This is a genomic window from Pseudomonas syringae pv. tomato str. DC3000 (assembly GCF_000007805.1).
Taxonomy (GTDB): domain Bacteria; phylum Pseudomonadota; class Gammaproteobacteria; order Pseudomonadales; family Pseudomonadaceae; genus Aquipseudomonas; species Aquipseudomonas avellanae.
In genome coordinates, this window is record NC_004578.1 from 1,730,173 (window position 1) to 1,747,863 (window position 17,691).

Sequence of the window (17,691 nt, forward strand, 5' to 3'; positions counted from 1 at the left end):
GCTTGGGCCTTCATCAGTGTGTTTTCACACAGTCTGATAAGGGCCTTTTTATTGCATCTGAAATACCTAAACATGACCCCCTTAGATTGCCGGTTGGTAGTTCTTGTTTGAGGTTATTACAGGTAGCGCTTTATTGAATTATTGTGCGACCAGATGTTTTATGAAATGAGTCGAGTTGTCATCTAAGATAACGGCACCAAGCAGTGTTTCAGACGTTCGGTTTGCACAGGTCTCGTCAAATTCAAGCGGGATCCCTTCATTAGCAAACAGGCCTTTCAATGCCTGCGCAGTGCTGACTGAGAAATCACCCTCTGTATTCCCTCCATGCATAGCTACGCGCATTGTTAGCCCCTGTTCTTTGGTCGTTCGCAGATAATCGCGCACAGAAGCTAAAACTTCTTCTGGCACAAGGTCTTCGCGTCGAAAAGGGAGTAGATGGAATACGCGAACTTTCGCCCCCGGCCTACGTTCACCCGTGCCAGCATCCACGTTTTCCGCCGCACACGCGACAGCAATGCATGCGCTCATGTTGTCTGCGATGACAGGCATGTTTGTCTGACTCGTACCAGCGCTGTATAAATGCCGAGTCCCTCTGTTATTGGGGATAGAGCAGTTGAATCCAGCCACTTTAACAGTCGTAGTTCTGTCGATCTGGAAGCTGTAATCCAAACCTTTTTTAGAATGATATACCTGGACCCATGGGAGTATGGATTGACTACGATCTTTTATTAAATTACCGCGATGCCGTCTTTCTGCTTGATAAGCCGCTGCAGAAACCATGCTAAGCGTGTACTCTCCACCGCACCGCGCAAGTTGAAAATGAGAAAACGTTGCAGGACGTTCATCCACATCGCCTGATGCGATGTCACTCGCAGATGCTGTTTGATGACTGGATACAGACCTGGCGTTTGGAGGGCATGCAGGCACTTGCCAGCGGTCGCTATCACTGTAGCTGTAACTGCTACCAGAGTGTTTTGAAATACATAGCCCCATGACGGTTCTCTCTTTAATGTAGGATTAAATTTTAGGATCGTAGCGGCATAGCCGAAAACTTGGTGTGGTCGTTACCACGCCTCATATGGCTAATGTATAGGGTTCGCTAATTTGCTTTTCGTTTGTGATGTGATACTTGGATTTCGATGGCGACACTACTCAAGGTCGAGTGGGCGGCACAGGTGCGAATGGTATGTTTGATCACAGGTGCTGAACAGTTTGATACTCGCATGCGTGCAGCTCAAAAAAGAAAGCTACTGAGTGGCTTAAAACTCTTCAGTGGTTCCATATCCCCAAATCACGATAGCTGGATGCTTACGCTCAAAGTAGGAAGCGAAGTATTTTACGCCGGCTCTATCGTGCGGCTTGGCGGCTACAGCGAATTCAAGGTCGTGGATGAGCAAGCCTTCTGAACGTTTGGATCAAGTGCGAAATCGTCAACGCAGAAGCTTTGCGGTAGCGCTGCTGAGATGTCGTCTCCAAAAAGCCTACATACTGCATTATGCCGGGCGGCTAGCATGCGACCTTCTTTACCCACCCAATAGGAAGCAGTCATGGCCAAGCCAACCAGTCCCACCAGCCAGCAGCGTCAGCAGCAGAACGACAGATCAGATGCATTGAACAGTAATCGTGGCACGTCAGGTACTAATCAGGCGAACGCTCACGTTCATGGCAATCGCGGCAAGCAGCTCAACCCTAACCAGCGCTAGGAATGCGCGCCCCGGTCATCATTGGCCGGGGTATTAAGGATTTCAGATGAATCGAGATACTTGCTTCGCCACCCAAGGCGAGTTGGTGAAGCTGGCCTACGATGCCTTTGGCGTGCTTCCGCGAAAGGAAGCCAGTCGTGATGACGTTGACGAGACGCAGAAGAAGAGCATTCAGAAGCAATTGATAAGGCTAGCTAAAGAAGAAGGTGGGCTGATTTCAAACCTTGGCCAGGCAATTCAGGGGCTCAGCAAAATCCTGACAGCATACATACCCAGCATCCAGATTATGAGCGCCATAGGCGATCCACTCAACGATCTGCTGGATGCATACAGCCATCTGGTTAGCGAAGAAGGAACTTACCTTAGCAAAGCGCAAACCGTTCAATACTTCATTTCGACGACAGCAATTCCAGTGTTGGTCGTGTCGCTGAATAAAAGCCTTCTCAGGCACAGTCTTGCAGACCTTAAGCTGGAAATGCCAGATGCCACATTCTGGTACTTGCCGACGGTGGCTGCGGATGGCAGTCTGGTACTGCCTCTGGAAAAGGTTATGCGCTGGGTATACGGGCGTTGTTGTCTCTCACAGACGCAGTTTCACTATCCTGGTAAGAACCCTCAAAGCGACAGCAACACGCTTCAACAGAACCTCGACAACGCCATCAAGTGGACGCGGGGTGTACGACTTCCGGCGCTTCCAGCACTGTTCAAAAATTTCGAAGAATCATTCGCCGCACTGGCTCAAAACGGGCGAGAGGTATCCAAAGAGCTTCAGGTCAGCATCTTTGTCGCGCTGTTGATTGCTCGGGTATCTAGCTACCTTGCGAGGGAAATCACAAAAGCCTACGACCCCGAGTACCTCGTCGATGCTTGCCAACAATTTCGAGAATACGCCGTATGGATTGCCGATGACGTCGACGAGTTCAGAGCTGAGCTTGCACCCGTGATGCGGCAGCAAGAATCCCCTGAGTCTGCCTCGTTCGTGTGGCTCAGTGCCTGTAGAGATTACTGGGCGTTCTTTGACAGCAAGTTGACCGCTGTCGCCGACGAGGTGTGGCAGCTCAAAAATGCTCGTCCAAGAGCGCCATTACGTGAGGACGTGCTGGAAGCACTCAAGAGTAAGTACGGTATTTTCGCCGTATGCACCCACCTGGATCTGCTTCGGCGGCAGTCAGCCTTTCTCCCACCCCAAGGTTTTGCAGATCTTCTGAATAAGGGGTTTGAGCTCAAGGGCGATGTGGCCACTCAGCTTGTGCAGGTTGATGATTATGCGGCTCAGGTAGCGGCCTACGGACTGGATGAGCAACTGTGCTGGATGGTGCCTTGGTTACGTGGGGTCTACCACTACCGTAAGGATCAGTTCGATGCGGCGATGCCTCATTTCCAGGCAGCGTTCGAAAATGCCAAATACCGGGCAGGCAAAAACCAATACAAACTGGTCAACCAATACGTCGAGCTCGCGGCAAAAAATGATGACCGGCGAAGCTTCAAGAAGGGTATCGAATGGGCGCAGTACCTGGGCATCAAGATACGCTGGCTGCGTGATGATGAGCCGACCGAAGAGAAGCTGGACTTCGTCTATTCCATGCTGAAAATGGCCCGGTACGATCACCAGATGTAGCGAGGTTAGTTGCGCCGATCATCCGCCTCGCCCAGATCTGGTTGGTAGCCACTGATGCACGCACATCTGTTCCCTCTCTCTGGCTTAGCAAGTAGGCAGGCGCGTCGTGACACTGCCACCGTGGCCGGCTCAGGCGCTTACCAACCCGACAAACCTGGCATCCGAGAGCAGCGGCGTATTTCAGGCGAAACATGCGCCTGACATCCTTTGGCCAAGATCTAGGCTTAGGATGCATTCATGAAGGTCATACCAGATAGGGTAGAGGAGCTGGCAGTGAGCAAACAGATCGCATCGCCAACCATGATGGAAAAAATTTGTGGCGTTTACGAAAACAATGTTCTGTTTCCATTCGTCGTGATTGCGATGAATACGGCAGGGCTGGGCAGCATAGACAGAATGCTGTCCAAAAGAGCCGATGATCACGCCCTTAAGCAGATTTACACATTACTGAATGATCTAAGTCGGCGGATTGATCAGAAGCTCCTTGAGCCTGCGTCTGACGCGTTTATTCCTGGGGTCAATATGGCCATGCGCTCGATACTGGAGTCAGAGAGCGTCGACAAGGCGAAGCGATTTTTTGCCATTCTTGCGTCTACTTGGAATGACGATGCAAGTTGAGACGAGGTCGCTCAGACATTGAAAATCACGGCGGCCTTAGATGACTGCCATGTTCACATTCTCAAGGCGGCCAAAACGAGGGGGCAGGGAAAGTCTGACAAAGACTTCACCTTCACCGTTGGGCAGACCGCCTACAAAAACTGTTTCGCGCTGACTACCTCAATTCCCGATGTAGATCCGATGCTGCTTAAGGCATGCGTCGCTGACTTGAAGTGCTGGGGTTGGCCGAAGACAATCTGGGCGTGGATCTAGCCGAAATGTACAAAAACGCTAAATCAGACAATCCACTATTCCCAGCTCGCTGGCTGCTTGTGCGTTTCTGTCTGCAATGTAGAGAAGTATTTGCTGCAGGTTAATTCGTGCCGCTGGCCGCCACTCAACCAGCATCTGACGGAGTCTGCTTCGACTCTAGAAATTCACGCATCTCGGCCATGACCTGATCGTGTGGAATATTTGGCGCTGGATCACTGATTGAAGCCTGCACCTGGGCACGAAACCATTTGTCGTAGCTGGCGGCCTGTTCAAACTCCGACACGATTGGAGAAGTTCGAGCGCTCATGATCAAGCTCCTGATGGCTGCGAATCCACCTTAGGCGTTCAGTTGTGCATTGTCTGTGCCTTTCAGCCTTGACGTTCTGTAGGAAACGTCTCTGCCGTCTGCGCATTCCCGCCCCGGTCGGACTGCCCCCGCAACCCAACCCGCATATCCGCCCCACTCGGCTGCTGATACAAACTCAACCCGAACTCCGGCATCACCGTAGTCAGATAGTCGAAAATATCCCCCTGTATCCGCTCGTAATCCACCCACACCGTAGTACGCGTGAAGCAGTAGATTTCCAGCGGGATGCCCTGCGAAGTCGGCTCCAGCTGGCGGACCATGCAGGTCATGCCGGAGTTGATGTCCACATGGCTTTTCAGGTACGCCAGGGCGTAGGCGCGGAAGGTGCCGATGTTGGTCATGCGTCGGCGGTTGGCGGACATTTGGGCGACGTTGCCTTGCGCTTCGTTCCAGGCCAGCAGTTCGGCTTGTTTGCGGCCGATGTAGTCGGTGAGCAGGTGGATTTGCATGAGTTGTTGTTCTTCATCGTCGCGTACGAAGCGCACGCCGCTGGCGTCGATGAATAGGCTGCGTTTGATGCGCCGTCCGCCGGATTGCTGCATGCCGCGCCAGTTGCGGAACGACTCGGACATCAAGCGCCAGGTCGGGATGGAGACGATGGTTTTGTCGAAGTTCTGCACCTTCACGGTATGCAGGGTGATGTCCACCACGTCGCCATCGGCGCCCACTTGCGGCATTTCGATCCAGTCGCCGACGCGCAGCATGTCGTTGCTGGTCAGCTGTACGCTGGCGACGAACGACAGCAGGGTGTCTTTGTAGACCAACAGAATGACCGCCGACATGGCGCCGAGGCCGGACAGCAGCAACAGCGGCGAACGGTCGATCAGTGTGGCGACGATGATGATCGCGGCGAACACATACAGAATCATCTTCGACAGTTGCACGTAGCCTTTGATCGAGCGGGTGCGGGCGTGCTCGGTGCGGGCGTAGATGTCCAGCAGGGCGTTGAGCAGTGCGCCGATGGCCAGGGTCATGAACAGAATGGTGAACGCCATGGCCAGGTTGCCGATGACGTTCTTGCCCGTGGCGGTCAGGCCGGGCACCAGGTTGAGCCCGAACTGGACAACCAGCGAAGGCACCATTTGCGCCAGTCGGTGGAAAACCTTGTTATGGCGAAAATCGTTGATCCAGTGCAACGACGGCTGACGACCGAGCATCCTGACGGTGTACAGCACCACAAAGCGCGCCACGCGGCCGAGCACCAGCGCGGTGGTCAGCAACAGGATCAGCGCCAGCCCGGTGCGCACCCACGGATGCTGGTCGAGCATGCCCCATAGTTCCTGAGTACGAAGCCAAAGCGATTGAATATCCATGAAACCCGAAGCCCGAGAGTGAAGAGGGGGCGTGATTAAAACATTTACCGGGTCGGACAGGGCGGTCTATAAACACGAAGTAAACGTTGGCCAATGATTTCAAAGTGTATCGGCAAGCCCATTGTTGAACTTCAACGTCGCGAGTTACGCGGGCTTGATCGTATTGATGAGCCCTGCTCACATGCATATGCAGGATCAGTGAGGTAGTCGTTGGGTCTGACGGCAGTTAGATTCGCGCCGAGCCAATCAAGCAGGATCAGCCGATGGCTACCGAATGCATCAATACCATTGAAATACGCCTGGTCGAGCCGTTGGACTCGACGTTCGCACAGACCGCCCGGACTTACATCGACGGCCTTCAGGCCGCTTGTGGATGCCTCGATTACACATTGACGCGCAGCCCTCAAGAGGCGGGGCTCTGGCGGCTTACCGGCTATTGGGAAAGTGAATCCCTGATGAACCGGTCTTTCGATGACGCGCCAATGATGCAGTTGCTCGATTACCTGATCGGCACAGGCGCGAGCCTAAGTTTTGGGCGTTTCGTTTCTCGGGTTACTGCAGCTCACGGCAACTGACGCAGCATCACGGATCAGCGTGATGGCTGCCTTGTTTTCCATCGTGGGGCCGTGGGCGAAACCCGAGCGCAACACGCCTTCGGGCCTGATACGTCTGAGTGCGTCCGAGTCGTCCTTCATGCTGTTGATACGCCACGTCATGCCCCGCTTTTTGAAGGACAACCCACAGATCCATATCGAGTGTGTGGCGGACACTCGCCTGGTCGATATCGTCGCAGACGGGTTTGATGCGGGTGTCCGGCTGTTTGGCGATGTGCCGCACAACATGCTTGCCGGCACTGACACGCCGAGCGATGGCCTGGCCAATCGATCCCGCGCCGATGACTACTGTTACCTCGGTCATTTACTTCTTCTCAAGAGGGGTAGGGCACCACTCTAGGGCACTGGCGAAGCATTGATTAGCCAGAGATACTTGCCTGGCCCTGTGAACACCATTCACTAACAGGCTGGTCGGGCTGAAGTACACTCATCACTCATTATCAAGGGAGTTGCGTCTTGCATTTATCCATCGTTCAACGCTGCGCGTCACGTCTCGGGTTGCAGGCCTTGTGGGTACTTGTCGGGTTGGCCTCGTCTACCCTAGCCAGTGCAGCCGTTGCGCCGGCGACCTATGGTGAGATAGACGCTGCAGGCTTTGCGGGCGTGACCAGGGACAGCTACACCTTGCAGGACTTTTCTGATCGATACCGGGCCACGCTGGAAATTTCCACCAAGGACGACGTGTTTCGTCCTGGCGTCATCAACGTTTACGACAAGGCCAGCGGCAAAGCCTTGATCCGCGTACAGTCCGATGAGCTGGTGCTCGACACCGACCCTAAAACCGGTGAGGTCAAGACCAATGTGCACGAGTTGCCTTACGGCGAGCAGAGCGTATTGATCTATCAGGATTTCAATTTCGATGGCATCAAGGACCTGGCCTTGATGGACGGTCAGAACAGCTGCTATCACGGCCCCTCGTATCAGGTCTTTCTCGGCACGGCTGACGGTTTGCGGCACAGCGATTCGTTTACCGAGCTGGCGCAAAGTAACTGCGGCCTGTTCAGCGTGGATGAGAAAACCCGTACGGTCGAGACCATGACCAAAAGCGGTTGCTGCTGGCACCAGATGTCTACTTACGGCATCCATAACGGTGAGCCGGTTCTGGAGACGCAAACAGTCATTGAACACAACGGCGGGTCGGGGCTGCCGACTGAAACGGTGGGTCGCAATCAGAATGGAAAAATGACCTACACCACCCGCATTGTCTGGGAAGAAGACGAACAGCGTGAAACGCTCTTGTCGTTCAGGCTTGCGCCGTCCGGCAAACGGATTGTCCTGTTTCGCTCCGAGTTTGCGGAGCCGGTTTATTACGCTGCAGTGGACAGCAAGAATCTGGTCGGGCTGGTGTATCCCCAGGCCGAAGGTGAGCAACTGAAGTACGACGACGCCACTCACGCATTGAGCTTCGTGCGCGGCGACACCACTTACCGGATTGTGGGCGATGCGCAGGGCGCGCCAACCGGCATGCAAGTGATTGTTCGCGGCAAAACCACCGAACTTAAACTGCTCGCCGAGCCTGCCGAAGGTTCGTTGAACAAGGTCGCAGAGGCTATAAAGGCTGCGCAGTAAAACGACCTGCTAGCCACGATACCTCACCGCCTCGACAAACGCTGTAAACGCTGGCGACGCCTGACGCCGGTTCGGGTAATACAAATGAAAGCCTTCAAAGTACGGGCTCCAGTCCACCAGTACTTCTTTCAGACGGCCGCTTTCGAGGTGCGGTCGGGCCAGTGAAATTGGCACGTAGGCCAGGCCCACGCCGTCGAGTGCGGCGTTGAGGACGTGGATCATGCTGTTGGACGTGAACTGGCCATTGACCCGGATGTTCAGTTTGCGGCTGTCTTTTTCGAACTCCCAGGCATAGCAACTTCCGTTCGGGGAATGGCGGATGTTGATGCAGGTGTGCTGAGTCAGGTCCTGGGGTTGCAGCGGCACGGGATGGTTCTCGAAGTAGCCAGGCGCCCCGACCACTGACAAGCGCCAGTCCGGCCCCAGACGCACGGCGATCATGTCCTTGCTGATGGATTCACCCAGGCGGATGCCCGCGTCGAAACGTTCGCTGACAATGTTGGTGAAGCCGTAGTCGATGCAGACTTCGATCTGGATATCCGGGTACTGCGCAAGAAACCCCGCCAGCATGGGCCGAAGGATGCCTTCTGCGGCGTCATCGGAACAGGTGATGCGGATGGTGCCAGCGGGTTTGTCGCGCAGCTCGCCCAATACTTCGACTTCTGCGGCGATCTGATCCAGCAGCGGCCCTATCGAGCGCATCAACTGTTCGCCCGCTTCGGTGGGGGCCACGTTGCGTGTGGTTCTGGCCAGCAGGCGCAAGCCCATGCGCTCTTCAAGCGCTCGCATTGTGTGGCTCAGGGCCGAGGGCGTGATACCCAGTTTGATGGCGGCCTTGGTAAAGCTCTGCTCCCGCGCAACCAGCAGGAAGGCTTGCAGATCGTTGAGTTTGGGTGTGCTCATTGCTGAATATCTCTCACAATCGCGTGGGAATTGCGGTATCTAATCATCCTAATCCCTTTGCCCTAACCTGTGCCGACTATTTTGCAATTCGCCAGGTCAGTGACGCATGAACGCATTTGAATCTACCCCGCAGCAGACGACGACGGCTCACCCGCCTGCCTGGGGCGCCGTGTTTTCCATGGCCCTGTGTGTGGTGGTGCTGATTGCGTCGGAGTTCATGCCGGTCAGCCTGCTGACACCGATCGCGCAGGATCTCGGCATCAGCCAGGGCCAGGCCGGGCAGGCGATTTCGATTTCCGGCTTTTTTGCCGTATTGACCAGTCTGCTGAACACCTCGTTGACCGGGCATCTTGACCGCAAGCATGTCCTGCTGGGCTTCAGCCTGTTGTTGCTGGTGTCCGGGGTGATCGTCACGCTGGCGTCCAGCGGCTGGGTATTCATGACCGGCCGTGCATTGCTCGGGGTCGCCATCGGCGGCTTCTGGTCGATGTCGACAGCGACCGTGATGAAACTGGTGCCCAAAGAATCCGTCGCCAAGGGCCTGGCGCTGATCAACGGCGGTAACGCCCTGGCGGCCACCGTGGCTGCGCCGCTGGGCAGTTTCATGGGCCAGTACATTGGCTGGCGTGGCGCGTTTTTTCTGGTTGTCCCGCTCGCCGCACTGGCTTTCGCCTGGCAGTGGTTGAGCCTTCCGGCGATGAACAACGCGCCGAACAGTCGGGCGCGTAACCCGTTTCAGCTGCTGCGCACTCCACAGATCGCCATTGGCATGACCGCCATCATGCTGCTGTTCATGGGCCAGTTCGCCGTCTTCACCTACTTGCGCCCGTTTCTGGAAGACGTCACTGGCGTTAGCGTCACCACCCTGTCGCTGATGCTGCTGTTGCTGGGTGCCAGCGGGTTGCTTGGGACTTATCTGATTGGCGGGCTGCTGCAAAAACGCATTTATGCCTGCCTGATCGCGATTCCGCTGGTGATGGCCGTTCTTGCCTTGGCACTCACCGGCCTGGGCCACTCGCCGCTGGCCGTCGCCGCCGTGCTTGCCGCCTGGGGGCTGATCGCCACGCCAGCACCTGTTGCCTGGGGCCTGTGGTTGAGCAGAGCACTGCCCGACGATGCCGAGGCAGGCGGCGGGCTAATGGTCGCAACCATTCAGATGGCAATCACGGCGGGTGCGGGCATCGGCGGTGCGCTGTTCGACAACCTCGGCTGGTGGAGCCCGTTCGCATTCGGTGGCGTGCTGCTGGCGGCTTCGGCCGCGCTTGCCGGGGCGGCACGACTTAACGCTCGCACTGATCAACAACGCCACACGTAAGCGCTCAATAAAAAACGCTGGTCAATCATTCAATGAGGGGAACGCTCCATGAAAAAGTTTCTTTTGATGCTTGGGCTGTTAATAAGCTCATATTCTGCGATAGGAGCAGACATGTCTCACGGTGCCGATAATTTCTACACAAGCGACACAGTCACTGCGCAAAAAGTGTTGTTCACTAATCAGTACAAGATGAAAGTCGGCGGCAGCCTGTTCATCCCCAAAGGCTCTGACCCGAATACAAAAGCACCGGCAATCATCGTCGGCCATCCGATGGGTGCCGTGAAAGAGCAAAGCGCCAACCTCTATGCGCAGAAACTGGCCGAGCAGGGCTTCGTGACGCTGTCGCTGGACCTGTCGTTCTGGGGCGAAAGTGAAGGCCTGCCGCGCAACGCTGTTTCACCGGACATCTATGCCGAAGACTTCAGTGCCGCTGTGGACTTTCTTGGCACCCAGACGTTTGTGGACAAGAACCGCATCGGTGTATTGGGCATCTGCGGCAGCGGCAGTTTTGTCATCAGTGCTGCGAAGATCGACCCGCGCATGAAAGCCATCGCCACCGTCAGCATGTACGACATGGGCGCCGCCAATCGCAATGGCCTGAAACATGCGCAGACCCTGGCGCAGCGCAAGAAAACCATCGAGCAGGCGGCACTGCAGCGCGATGTGGAATTCAGCGGCGGCGACACTGCATACACCAGCGGCACCGTGCACAAGCTGACTGAAAAGTCCGGCCCTATCGAACGTGAGTTCTATGACTTCTATCGCACGCCGCGGGGCGAGTTCACGCCTGAAGGCCAGTCGCCTGAACTGACCACCCACCCGACGCTGACCAGCAACGTCAAGTTCATGAACTTCTACCCGTTTAACGACATCGCGACGATCTCGCCACGGCCCATGCTGTTCATCGCGGGTTCGGCTGCACACTCGCTGGAGTTCAGCGAAGAAGCCTACAAACTGGCCGGCCAGCCCAAGCAACTGATTATCGTGCCGGGTGCTGGGCATGTGGATCTGTATGATCGGGTCGATCTCATCCCGTTCGACACACTGGGTGAGTTCTTCAAGAAGAACCTGAAGTAATCAGCCGGTAATCCGAGCACTTCAAAAGGCCCTGCAAGCGCAGGGCCTTTTTCGTTTTCAGTCTTTTGCGACTTCAAATCTGACCGCCACAGCGCCTGGCTTTCGGATGGTTTCCATGCCTGATTCGATTCTGCCCAGCCTCACCAGCCCTGGCGAGTATTCAAAGCCTTTGTGGTAAATCGCCAGATTGCCCCACGGCGCGTAATAGGCAATATCGCCCTCGACTGGCGTGCTGCCAGCCGCCGCACCGCTCACGTCCAGCTTGCGCGCGAGCGTGCCGATCTTCTCGGTGGCAGCGTAGTCTTCCAGCGTGAGTTCAAGCGGCAGCATCGCGACAAAGTCTCTGGTTGTTGCGCTGTCTTCCAGATGAAACGTGACGACCTTGTCGTCGGCAATCATGCTGATGTTCATACTGCGCTCCTGAACGTTATGACTCGGCGATGAGGAATAGGGTTGTTGTGCGAAAGCCGTGCCTGGAATAAACGGTATCAAAAGGCTCAATCCCAGACAGGCCGATAACGTCAGGCCTGCGAATTGCTCTGTTTTTGAAGGTCTCACTCGTGCGTCTGCCATGGCGTTGTTCCCCCGAGAAATGCTGTGAAAGAAGCATACCGGGTGCGCAGCGGTTTCTTGTCTGCGTGGGAGTACATGCTGAGATGAACATTGCTCATGAATGTTCGCGCTTCGTCTGTGCAATTTTTTCACCTATGCCTCAAGGCATGCGGTTTCTTGCATCGTGGCATGTTGATGCGCTGGAAAACGACCGGTGGGGGGAGGGTGTTTATCCGTTATGAACAGCCACAGGACCCTGGTGACAGAAACTGTCCGCCTCGCCACTTAGCATGGTACGGACAAGGCAACGCCCTTGATGAGCTGTTAACGCAGCGCAGACTGTTTTTGCCTGGGCAATTGAATCTGCAGGCCGCGACAGGTTTGAAACTTCAATTGTGTAGCGCCAGGCTGCGTCGCTCACATTCGCACTATTTAAAGTGGTCCTGATCGTTTTTCCTGATGAGAGCAAAGTCAGTATGGGAATGGCAGCAATGAATTTGAGCGCAAAGACAGTACTGATCACAGGGGGGACGAGCGGAATAGGCCTTGAACTCGCCCGCCGCTTTCTGGCCATGGGAAACGTTGTCATCATTACCGGGCGGGACGAGGCAAGATTACAAGCAGCCCAGCGCGAGTTGCCGGGTGTCAAGGCAATACGCAGCGACGTCGGCCGACCAGAAGACATTGTGAAGTTGCATGAGCAACTGATGCGCGAATTTCCGACGCTCGATATTCTGGTGAACAACGCAGGCATCATGCGCAACATCGAACTTTCTGCGCTCCGCTCGCTTGATGATGTAGCGGTTGAAATCGACGTTGATCTGAATGGCCCGATCAGAATGGTGCAGCAGTTTCTCCCGCACCTGCTCAGTCGGCCTCAGGCAATGATCGTCAATATTACCTCCGGGCTGGCGTTCGTTCCCTTTACGGCGTCTCCGATCTACAGCGCCGCGAAGGCCGGGTTACATGCCTACATGCGTGCATTGCGCGTGCAATTCAAAAATACCTCACTCAACGTGATCGAGATTGCTCCGCCGAGTACCGACACTGCGCTGTTTAACAACCTGGTCAGCGAGCACGCGGCAAAAGGCCCGGCGCCTATGCCGCTCGCTAAACTTGTCGATCAGGCGATGGCCGGTATTGCAGCAGGAAAGACTGAGATTCGCCCAGGCTTGAGCCAGATGCTGTATTTGCTGAGCCGCATCTCGCCGCAGTTCGGATTGCGGCAACTGGCCAAGGCGTCGGGATACTGAGCGCCCTGCTCCAGGCAGTACGAAAAGCTGGCCGATTAAACGGTCCAGCTGTTCGGTACATGGCATGAAGGGCAGGGCGAGGGTCAAGGGCGCGGTCGGTCCTGTCAGCAGGTCTCGCCCCGGACGTTGCAGGGCAGAACTTCCAGTGCACGCCACTCCTTGATGAGCTGGCGGCGGTTGCGTGTGTAGCGTTCAGTCAGCACGTGCGCGTCTGCAATGTCATCCATGTCGATTACCCGGTATTGACTGTCGCCCTCACACCAAGCCGCCAGGTGACGCCTGGCTTCGATGAAGCCGAGCATGATCGGCCAGATGATCTGCGCATCCTTGGGCGCATGCTCTATCGCAAGCGTGATGCTCAACTTGCACTGGTCGCGCAGCGCGCGGCGGATCTCGCTCAGGTCGATGGTCGTTGAAACGCTGAGCGGCTTGCTGATGTAGAACGTTTCGTCCTCCAGTGTCGGGCGCATCTCCACAGGCAAAACGGCGCTGATCTTGGCCAGGGCGTTTCTTACAGCGAAGGCGAACTTGTCGTCGGTCTGGCGACTGACCCACTGTGCGCCGATCATCAGCGCCTGTAGCTCTTCTTCCGTGAACGACAAGGGAGGCAGCAGAAAACCGGGCTTGAGAATGTAACCCAGGCCCGGCTCGCCATCGATATCAGCACCCATGCCTTGCAGGGTCGCCACATCACGACGGATGGTGCGCAGCGAAACGCCCAGTTCCTGCGCAAGAGATGCGCCTGATACCGTCCTGCGATGTCGGCGAAGCGCTTGCATCAGCTCAAACAAACGATGACTTCTGGCCATGCCTACTCCATCGCGATAACACCTTTGCCACCGAGCTTGCGACCTTTCTCGAGTTCGGTGATCAATTTGATTGCGCCGCTCAAGGGAACGACTTCACCCACCGGGGTCTTGAAGGTGCCCTTGCTGGCAGCATCGGCCAGCTTATCCAGAATTTCGACGCGTGGCGAACCGATGATGGGCTTGAGCCTGCGATCAAAGAGGGCACGCATGAACTTGCCAGGACCAGGATTCAGATCCAGAAATACGCCGCCCGGTTTCAGCATCTCAACGCCTTCCGATACCGTCAGCGTTGCCGCAGTGTCGTAGACCACATCGAAGCGTGCAGGAACAGCCGATACATGGGTGGTTCTGTAGTCGTAGACATTTTGTACACCCAGCGCTTTTGCCCGGTCGAAATCCCCGGCGCTGCAACTGCCCCAGACCGTGGCACCGAAGTCACGCGCGATCTGCACCGCCGCTTCGCCGACTGCTCCTGAACAGCCGTTGATGAACACATGCTGGCCTGCCTGCAGCTTCGCTTTATCGATCAGCCCGTTCCAGGCGGTGATACCCGGCGTGCCGATGCAGGCTGCAAGCTCGAATGAAAGTGACTCGGGTTTTTTGGCCAGAAACGCTTCTTTGGTCACGACAGCCTGAGCAAATGCGCCGCTTTCCTTGAAGCGTGCAAGCCCCAGCACCGCGTCGCCCACCTTTAACCGAGTGACACCCGCGCCAACCGAGATGATCGTGCCCGAAAAATCCATGCCCATCGCTCGGGGAAACGCTTTGCCCGTGACGATCTTCATCACCCCGTTGCGCAGTTTCCAGTCGATCGGGTTGATAGCCGCAAACCTGACCTGCACCGCCACCTCGCCTGTTCCTGGAGCAGACAACTCGAAATCCTCAAGCCGCATCAACTCCGGGCTACCGTATTTGCTGTATTGAATACGTTGCATCAGTCATCTTCCACGTTGAGTGTGGAGATGACAGTACACAGTAACGGGGACAGTTTTTGTCACCATGGTTGGCAGGATGCACAGTGTTTGATCAAAGACAGCGCTGTGTCATTTCTGGCATCAATCACTGCCCGACAAGCTGCTCATACCTTCGCTGAATACGCTCCAGTTCCCCCGATTGGCGCAGTGTCTCCAGCGCTCTGGCCCATGAGGCGACCAGTTCGTCTTCACAGTCGCGGCTGAAGGCGATGTACAGCGAGGAGCGGTACAGTTCGATGGGTATCTGTCGCAGCGTGCCGGGGGCAATGTTCAGCTGTCGGCTCTGGTACGCCACGCCCGCATCGGTGTCGCCGATGATGATGGCGGTGCGGCCGTTCAGCAGCATGCGGTAAAGCTGGACGCTTTGCGCAGCGCTTTTGTCGAGGTTTTTAAAGCCCAGCGATTGCAGCATGTCGGGCAGCAGGCCTGCGTGCCGCGTGGTGATTTGCGGTGCGTGCAGCAGTTGTTCGAGGGAGGTGACCGGTGCCGCCGTTGCCAACTGATAAGGGTGCACCGACTCTTCGACGATGGGGCCGACCCACTTGTACAACACCTCGCGTTCCGGCGTGCGGAACATGGAATACATGATGGTCTTTGGCCGCATCTGCAAGGTATGACTCGCCCTCATGCTGGGTGCCAGCACGATGTTGAAGTCGTTCCCGCTGACCGCCATGATCGCCCGGACAATCTCGGTGGTCATACCGGTGAGTTGGCCGTTTTCTTCATAGTTGTAAGGCGCCCACTCTTCAGTGACGACCTGATAATGATCGGCCCAGGCAGGGGCGCCGAGCAACAGACACAACAGCACCGAAGTCAGCGTCGAATAATTCACATTGTCTGCCTGATGGACTGTCCGATCACTCAGGGCGGATGAACAGTCAGCGCAAGCATAGACTCAAGCAGCGACGGCTGCGCGGGTGGTTTCGCTCCGGGCTTTACGATGATCAAGGCCGATTGCTGGCCGGCAAGCCGGTGGACGCTGCGAATTTCTAGCTGGCTGTGCACCCGCTCCACCTTTTGTCCTGGGCGGTGGGTTGGTGGTGGATATCTTGCTGCCAGCGTGATCTGGCGTGCTTGATCACCGAGTCTTGACGTTTGAACGAGTAGCTTTCGGCGGCAGGTCATCGACCAACAGATAAACAAAATCGACCTTTGGTGGTAAAGAAACTCGGCCCCGGCGCTCGAAACCGTTACGCTATGCAGCTGTATTTTTGTTTTTCGTCGAGGTAACACCCGTGTTTTCCGAATTCGCCCTGCACGAACGCCTGCTTAAAGCTGTGGCCGAGCTTAAATTTGTCGAGCCTACGCCCGTGCAGGCGGCCGCCATCCCGCTCGCACTGCAAGGGCGCGACCTGCGGGTGACTGCGCAAACCGGTAGTGGCAAGACAGCCGCCTTTGTGTTGCCGATCCTCAACCGCCTGATCGGCCCGGCCAAGGTTCGCGTTGATATTCGCGCTGTGATCCTGCTGCCGACCCGTGAGCTGGCTCAGCAGACCCTCAAGGAAGTCGAGCGGTTTTCCCAGTTCACCTTCGTCAAGGCCGGTTTGATCACCGGTGGTGAGGATTTCAAGGTCCAGGCAGCCATGCTGCGCAAGGTTCCGGACATCCTCATCGGCACGCCGGGTCGTCTGCTCGAGCAGCTCAACGCTGGCAACCTCGACCTCAAGCACGTTGAAGTGCTGGTGCTGGACGAAGCCGACCGCATGCTTGACATGGGCTTCTCCGAAGACGTCGAACGTCTGGCAGGCGAATGCGCCGGCCGCGAGCAGACCATGCTGTTCTCTGCAACCACCGGCGGTGCCGGCCTGCGGGAAATGATCGGCAAGGTGCTCAAGGATCCACAGCATCTGCAAGTCAACAGCGTCAGCGAACTGGCTTCCGGCACACGCCACCAGATCATCACTGCCGACCACAACGTGCATAAAGAGCAGGTGTTGAACTGGCTGCTGGCCAACGAGACCTACCAGAAAGCCATTATCTTCACCAACACCAAGGCCATGGCCGACCGCCTGTACGGCCGTCTGGTTGCGCTGGAATACAAAGCGTTCGTGCTGCACGGCGACAAGGACCAGAAGGACCGCAAGGCCGCCATCGACCGCCTGAAGCAGGGCGGCGCGAAGATCATGGTCGCGACCGATGTAGCGGCTCGCGGTCTTGATGTCGAAGGCCTGGACATGGTGATCAACTTCGACATGCCACGCAGCGGCGACGATTACGTCCACCGCGTCGGTCGTACCGGCCGTGCGGGCAGCGACGGTCTGGCGATCTCGCTGATCTGTCATGGCGACTGGAACCTGATGTCGAGCGTCGAGCGCTACCTCAAGCAGAGCTTCGAGCGTCGCGTCATCAAGGAAGTCAAAGGCACCTACGGCGGGCCGAAGAAGGTCAAGGCGTCGGGCAAGGCGGTAGGCGTCAAGAAGAAAAAGACCGACGTGAAGGGCGACAAGAAGAAAGTAGCGGCCAAAGGCCCTACCAAGCGCAAGACGGTCAACCGTCCCAAGTCTGATCTGGTCAGCCAGGACGGCATGGCACCCCTGAAAAAACGCAGCACCCCGGCCCCTGCTGCCGAGTGATTGCCATGATCGTTCCCGCGCAGGCGGGAACGATCAGTTCTTCCCCTCGTTTGCCCTCTGCGCAGACAACCGCCTGTATACCTTCCAGCAGCTTCTCTGAACCGTCATACACTCCCGCAGGTCACATTTTCTGAGTCGTATGCCTGTGGCTGGAGGTCATGGGCGATCAATCCATGCTGGA

General features: G+C 56.4%; 18 protein-coding genes and 2 pseudogenes. 11 read left to right on the plus strand and 9 right to left on the minus strand.

All coding sequences use genetic code 11. The features are described 5' to 3' along the window. Positions 1-138: 138 nt before the first annotated feature. Entirely contained in the window at positions 139-993 is an 855-nt protein-coding gene (xopAF, locus tag PSPTO_RS30205) for a XopAF/AvrXv3 family type III secretion system effector (protein WP_011103600.1), read from the minus strand. A gap of 146 nt (positions 994-1,139) precedes the next feature. Between xopAF and PSPTO_RS08215 the strand changes: the two genes are divergently transcribed. The 4 genes from PSPTO_RS08215 to PSPTO_RS08225 all read left to right on the plus strand — a co-directional run bounded on the left by PSPTO_RS08215 (position 1,140) and on the right by PSPTO_RS08225 (position 3,939). Beyond that, entirely contained in the window at positions 1,140-1,406 is a 267-nt protein-coding gene (locus PSPTO_RS08215) for a hypothetical protein (RefSeq protein WP_226992685.1), read from the plus strand. 141 nt (positions 1,407-1,547) lie between these two features. Continuing rightward, positions 1,548-1,703, plus strand: coding sequence for a hypothetical protein (locus PSPTO_RS29865; protein WP_010202284.1), 156 nt, complete (start codon positions 1,548-1,550; stop codon positions 1,701-1,703). A 46-nt stretch (positions 1,704-1,749) separates the two neighbouring features. Next, complete coding sequence (locus tag PSPTO_RS08220) at positions 1,750-3,321, plus strand: hypothetical protein (protein ID WP_011103602.1); 1,572 nt, start codon at positions 1,750-1,752, stop codon at positions 3,319-3,321. A 237-nt stretch (positions 3,322-3,558) separates the two neighbouring features. Beyond that, positions 3,559-3,939, plus strand: a complete 381-nt coding sequence (locus tag PSPTO_RS08225; RefSeq protein ID WP_226992686.1) for a hypothetical protein — start codon at positions 3,559-3,561, stop codon at positions 3,937-3,939. A gap of 376 nt (positions 3,940-4,315) precedes the next feature. Here PSPTO_RS08225 and PSPTO_RS08230 read toward each other — a convergent pair whose 3' ends face one another. Together PSPTO_RS08230 and PSPTO_RS08235 are read right to left on the minus strand one after the other, a co-directional pair. Then, positions 4,316-4,498 carry a type II toxin-antitoxin system RelB family antitoxin gene (locus tag PSPTO_RS08230; RefSeq protein ID WP_011103604.1) on the minus strand — a complete coding sequence of 61 codons (183 nt, stop codon included), beginning with the start codon at positions 4,496-4,498 and terminating at the stop codon, positions 4,316-4,318. A 62-nt stretch (positions 4,499-4,560) separates the two neighbouring features. Next, positions 4,561-5,871, minus strand: coding sequence for a mechanosensitive ion channel family protein (locus PSPTO_RS08235; RefSeq protein ID WP_011103605.1), 1,311 nt, complete (start codon positions 5,869-5,871; stop codon positions 4,561-4,563). A 263-nt stretch (positions 5,872-6,134) separates the two neighbouring features. Here PSPTO_RS08235 and PSPTO_RS08240 point away from each other — a divergent pair, with 263 nt between their 5' ends. Then, the gene (locus PSPTO_RS08240; protein ID WP_011103606.1) at positions 6,135-6,446 is read left to right on the plus strand and encodes an antibiotic biosynthesis monooxygenase; all 312 of its coding nucleotides are present in this window, start codon (positions 6,135-6,137) and stop codon (positions 6,444-6,446) included. A 64-nt stretch (positions 6,447-6,510) separates the two neighbouring features. Continuing rightward, positions 6,511-6,720 (plus strand): annotated as a pseudogene (locus tag PSPTO_RS30645) (LysR substrate-binding domain-containing protein); the annotation flags it as partial. Here PSPTO_RS30645 and PSPTO_RS30210 read toward each other — a convergent pair. Then, a pseudogene (locus PSPTO_RS30210) lies at positions 6,706-6,789 on the minus strand (short-chain dehydrogenase); the annotation flags it as partial. The pseudogenes PSPTO_RS30645 and PSPTO_RS30210 sit on opposite strands and share 15 nt — an antisense overlap. A 152-nt stretch (positions 6,790-6,941) precedes the next feature. Here PSPTO_RS30210 and PSPTO_RS08250 point away from each other — a divergent pair. Next, positions 6,942-8,054 carry an XAC2610-related protein gene (locus PSPTO_RS08250; protein WP_011103608.1) on the plus strand — a complete coding sequence of 371 codons (1,113 nt, stop codon included), beginning with the start codon at positions 6,942-6,944 and terminating at the stop codon, positions 8,052-8,054. 9 nt (positions 8,055-8,063) lie between these two features. Here PSPTO_RS08250 and PSPTO_RS08255 read toward each other — a convergent pair whose 3' ends face one another. After that, complete coding sequence (locus tag PSPTO_RS08255; protein WP_011103609.1) at positions 8,064-8,957, minus strand: LysR family transcriptional regulator; 894 nt, start codon at positions 8,955-8,957, stop codon at positions 8,064-8,066. A 106-nt stretch (positions 8,958-9,063) separates the two neighbouring features. Here PSPTO_RS08255 and PSPTO_RS08260 point away from each other — a divergent pair, with 106 nt between their 5' ends. Then, the gene (locus PSPTO_RS08260; RefSeq protein ID WP_011103610.1) at positions 9,064-10,272 is read left to right on the plus strand and encodes an MFS transporter; all 1,209 of its coding nucleotides are present in this window, start codon (positions 9,064-9,066) and stop codon (positions 10,270-10,272) included. Between the two features lie 48 nt (positions 10,273-10,320). Then, positions 10,321-11,349: an alpha/beta hydrolase gene (locus PSPTO_RS08265; RefSeq protein WP_011103611.1), complete on the plus strand. Its 1,029-nt coding sequence runs from the start codon at positions 10,321-10,323 to the stop codon at positions 11,347-11,349. A gap of 57 nt (positions 11,350-11,406) precedes the next feature. On the opposite strand, the gene PSPTO_RS08270 is transcribed toward PSPTO_RS08265, so the two are convergent. After that, positions 11,407-11,760 (minus strand): cyclophilin-like fold protein, encoded by a 354-nt coding sequence (locus PSPTO_RS08270; RefSeq protein ID WP_046463932.1) that lies wholly within the window; start codon positions 11,758-11,760, stop codon positions 11,407-11,409. 632 nt (positions 11,761-12,392) lie between these two features. Here PSPTO_RS08270 and PSPTO_RS08275 point away from each other — a divergent pair. Further along, positions 12,393-13,154 (plus strand): SDR family NAD(P)-dependent oxidoreductase, encoded by a 762-nt coding sequence (locus PSPTO_RS08275; protein ID WP_011103613.1) that lies wholly within the window; start codon positions 12,393-12,395, stop codon positions 13,152-13,154. A 104-nt stretch (positions 13,155-13,258) separates the two neighbouring features. Here PSPTO_RS08275 and PSPTO_RS08280 read toward each other — a convergent pair whose 3' ends face one another. The 3 genes from PSPTO_RS08280 to PSPTO_RS08290 form a co-directional block, all read right to left on the minus strand. Beyond that, complete coding sequence (locus PSPTO_RS08280) at positions 13,259-13,963, minus strand: helix-turn-helix transcriptional regulator (RefSeq protein WP_005767529.1); 705 nt, start codon at positions 13,961-13,963, stop codon at positions 13,259-13,261. A gap of 2 nt (positions 13,964-13,965) precedes the next feature. Continuing rightward, the gene (locus tag PSPTO_RS08285; RefSeq protein ID WP_005767531.1) at positions 13,966-14,898 is read right to left on the minus strand and encodes an NAD(P)-dependent alcohol dehydrogenase; all 933 of its coding nucleotides are present in this window, start codon (positions 14,896-14,898) and stop codon (positions 13,966-13,968) included. A 124-nt stretch (positions 14,899-15,022) separates the two neighbouring features. Beyond that, positions 15,023-15,769 carry a substrate-binding periplasmic protein gene (locus PSPTO_RS08290; RefSeq protein WP_011103614.1) on the minus strand — a complete coding sequence of 249 codons (747 nt, stop codon included), beginning with the start codon at positions 15,767-15,769 and terminating at the stop codon, positions 15,023-15,025. A 403-nt stretch (positions 15,770-16,172) separates the two neighbouring features. Here PSPTO_RS08290 and PSPTO_RS08295 point away from each other — a divergent pair, with 403 nt between their 5' ends. Then, a complete protein-coding gene (locus PSPTO_RS08295) occupies positions 16,173-17,510 on the plus strand; it encodes a DEAD/DEAH box helicase (protein WP_005616197.1) in 1,338 nt (445 codons plus the stop codon). Positions 17,511-17,691: the final 181 nt, after the last annotated feature.

Bases quoted from the DNA above. Each gene is read 5' to 3' on its own strand.
- PSPTO_RS08270 (WP_046463932.1), bottom strand. From the start codon at position 11,760: ATGAACATCAGCATGATTGCCGACGACAAGGTCGTCACGTTTCATCTG.
- PSPTO_RS08225 (WP_226992686.1), top strand. From the start codon at position 3,559: ATGAAGGTCATACCAGATAGGGTAGAGGAGCTGGCAGTGAGCAAACAG.
- PSPTO_RS08280 (WP_005767529.1), bottom strand. From the start codon at position 13,963: ATGGCCAGAAGTCATCGTTTGTTTGAGCTGATGCAAGCGCTTCGCCGA.
- xopAF (WP_011103600.1), bottom strand. From the start codon at position 993: ATGGGGCTATGTATTTCAAAACACTCTGGTAGCAGTTACAGCTACAGT.
- PSPTO_RS08230 (WP_011103604.1), bottom strand. From the start codon at position 4,498: ATGAGCGCTCGAACTTCTCCAATCGTGTCGGAGTTTGAACAGGCCGCC.
- PSPTO_RS08285 (WP_005767531.1), bottom strand. From the start codon at position 14,898: ATGCAACGTATTCAATACAGCAAATACGGTAGCCCGGAGTTGATGCGG.
- PSPTO_RS08215 (WP_226992685.1), top strand. From the start codon at position 1,140: ATGGCGACACTACTCAAGGTCGAGTGGGCGGCACAGGTGCGAATGGTA.
- PSPTO_RS08265 (WP_011103611.1), top strand. From the start codon at position 10,321: ATGAAAAAGTTTCTTTTGATGCTTGGGCTGTTAATAAGCTCATATTCT.
- PSPTO_RS08240 (WP_011103606.1), top strand. From the start codon at position 6,135: ATGGCTACCGAATGCATCAATACCATTGAAATACGCCTGGTCGAGCCG.
- PSPTO_RS29865 (WP_010202284.1), top strand. From the start codon at position 1,548: ATGGCCAAGCCAACCAGTCCCACCAGCCAGCAGCGTCAGCAGCAGAAC.
- PSPTO_RS08235 (WP_011103605.1), bottom strand. From the start codon at position 5,871: ATGGATATTCAATCGCTTTGGCTTCGTACTCAGGAACTATGGGGCATG.
- PSPTO_RS08220 (WP_011103602.1), top strand. From the start codon at position 1,750: ATGAATCGAGATACTTGCTTCGCCACCCAAGGCGAGTTGGTGAAGCTG.
- PSPTO_RS08255 (WP_011103609.1), bottom strand. From the start codon at position 8,957: ATGAGCACACCCAAACTCAACGATCTGCAAGCCTTCCTGCTGGTTGCG.
- PSPTO_RS08275 (WP_011103613.1), top strand. From the start codon at position 12,393: ATGAATTTGAGCGCAAAGACAGTACTGATCACAGGGGGGACGAGCGGA.
- PSPTO_RS08260 (WP_011103610.1), top strand. From the start codon at position 9,064: ATGAACGCATTTGAATCTACCCCGCAGCAGACGACGACGGCTCACCCG.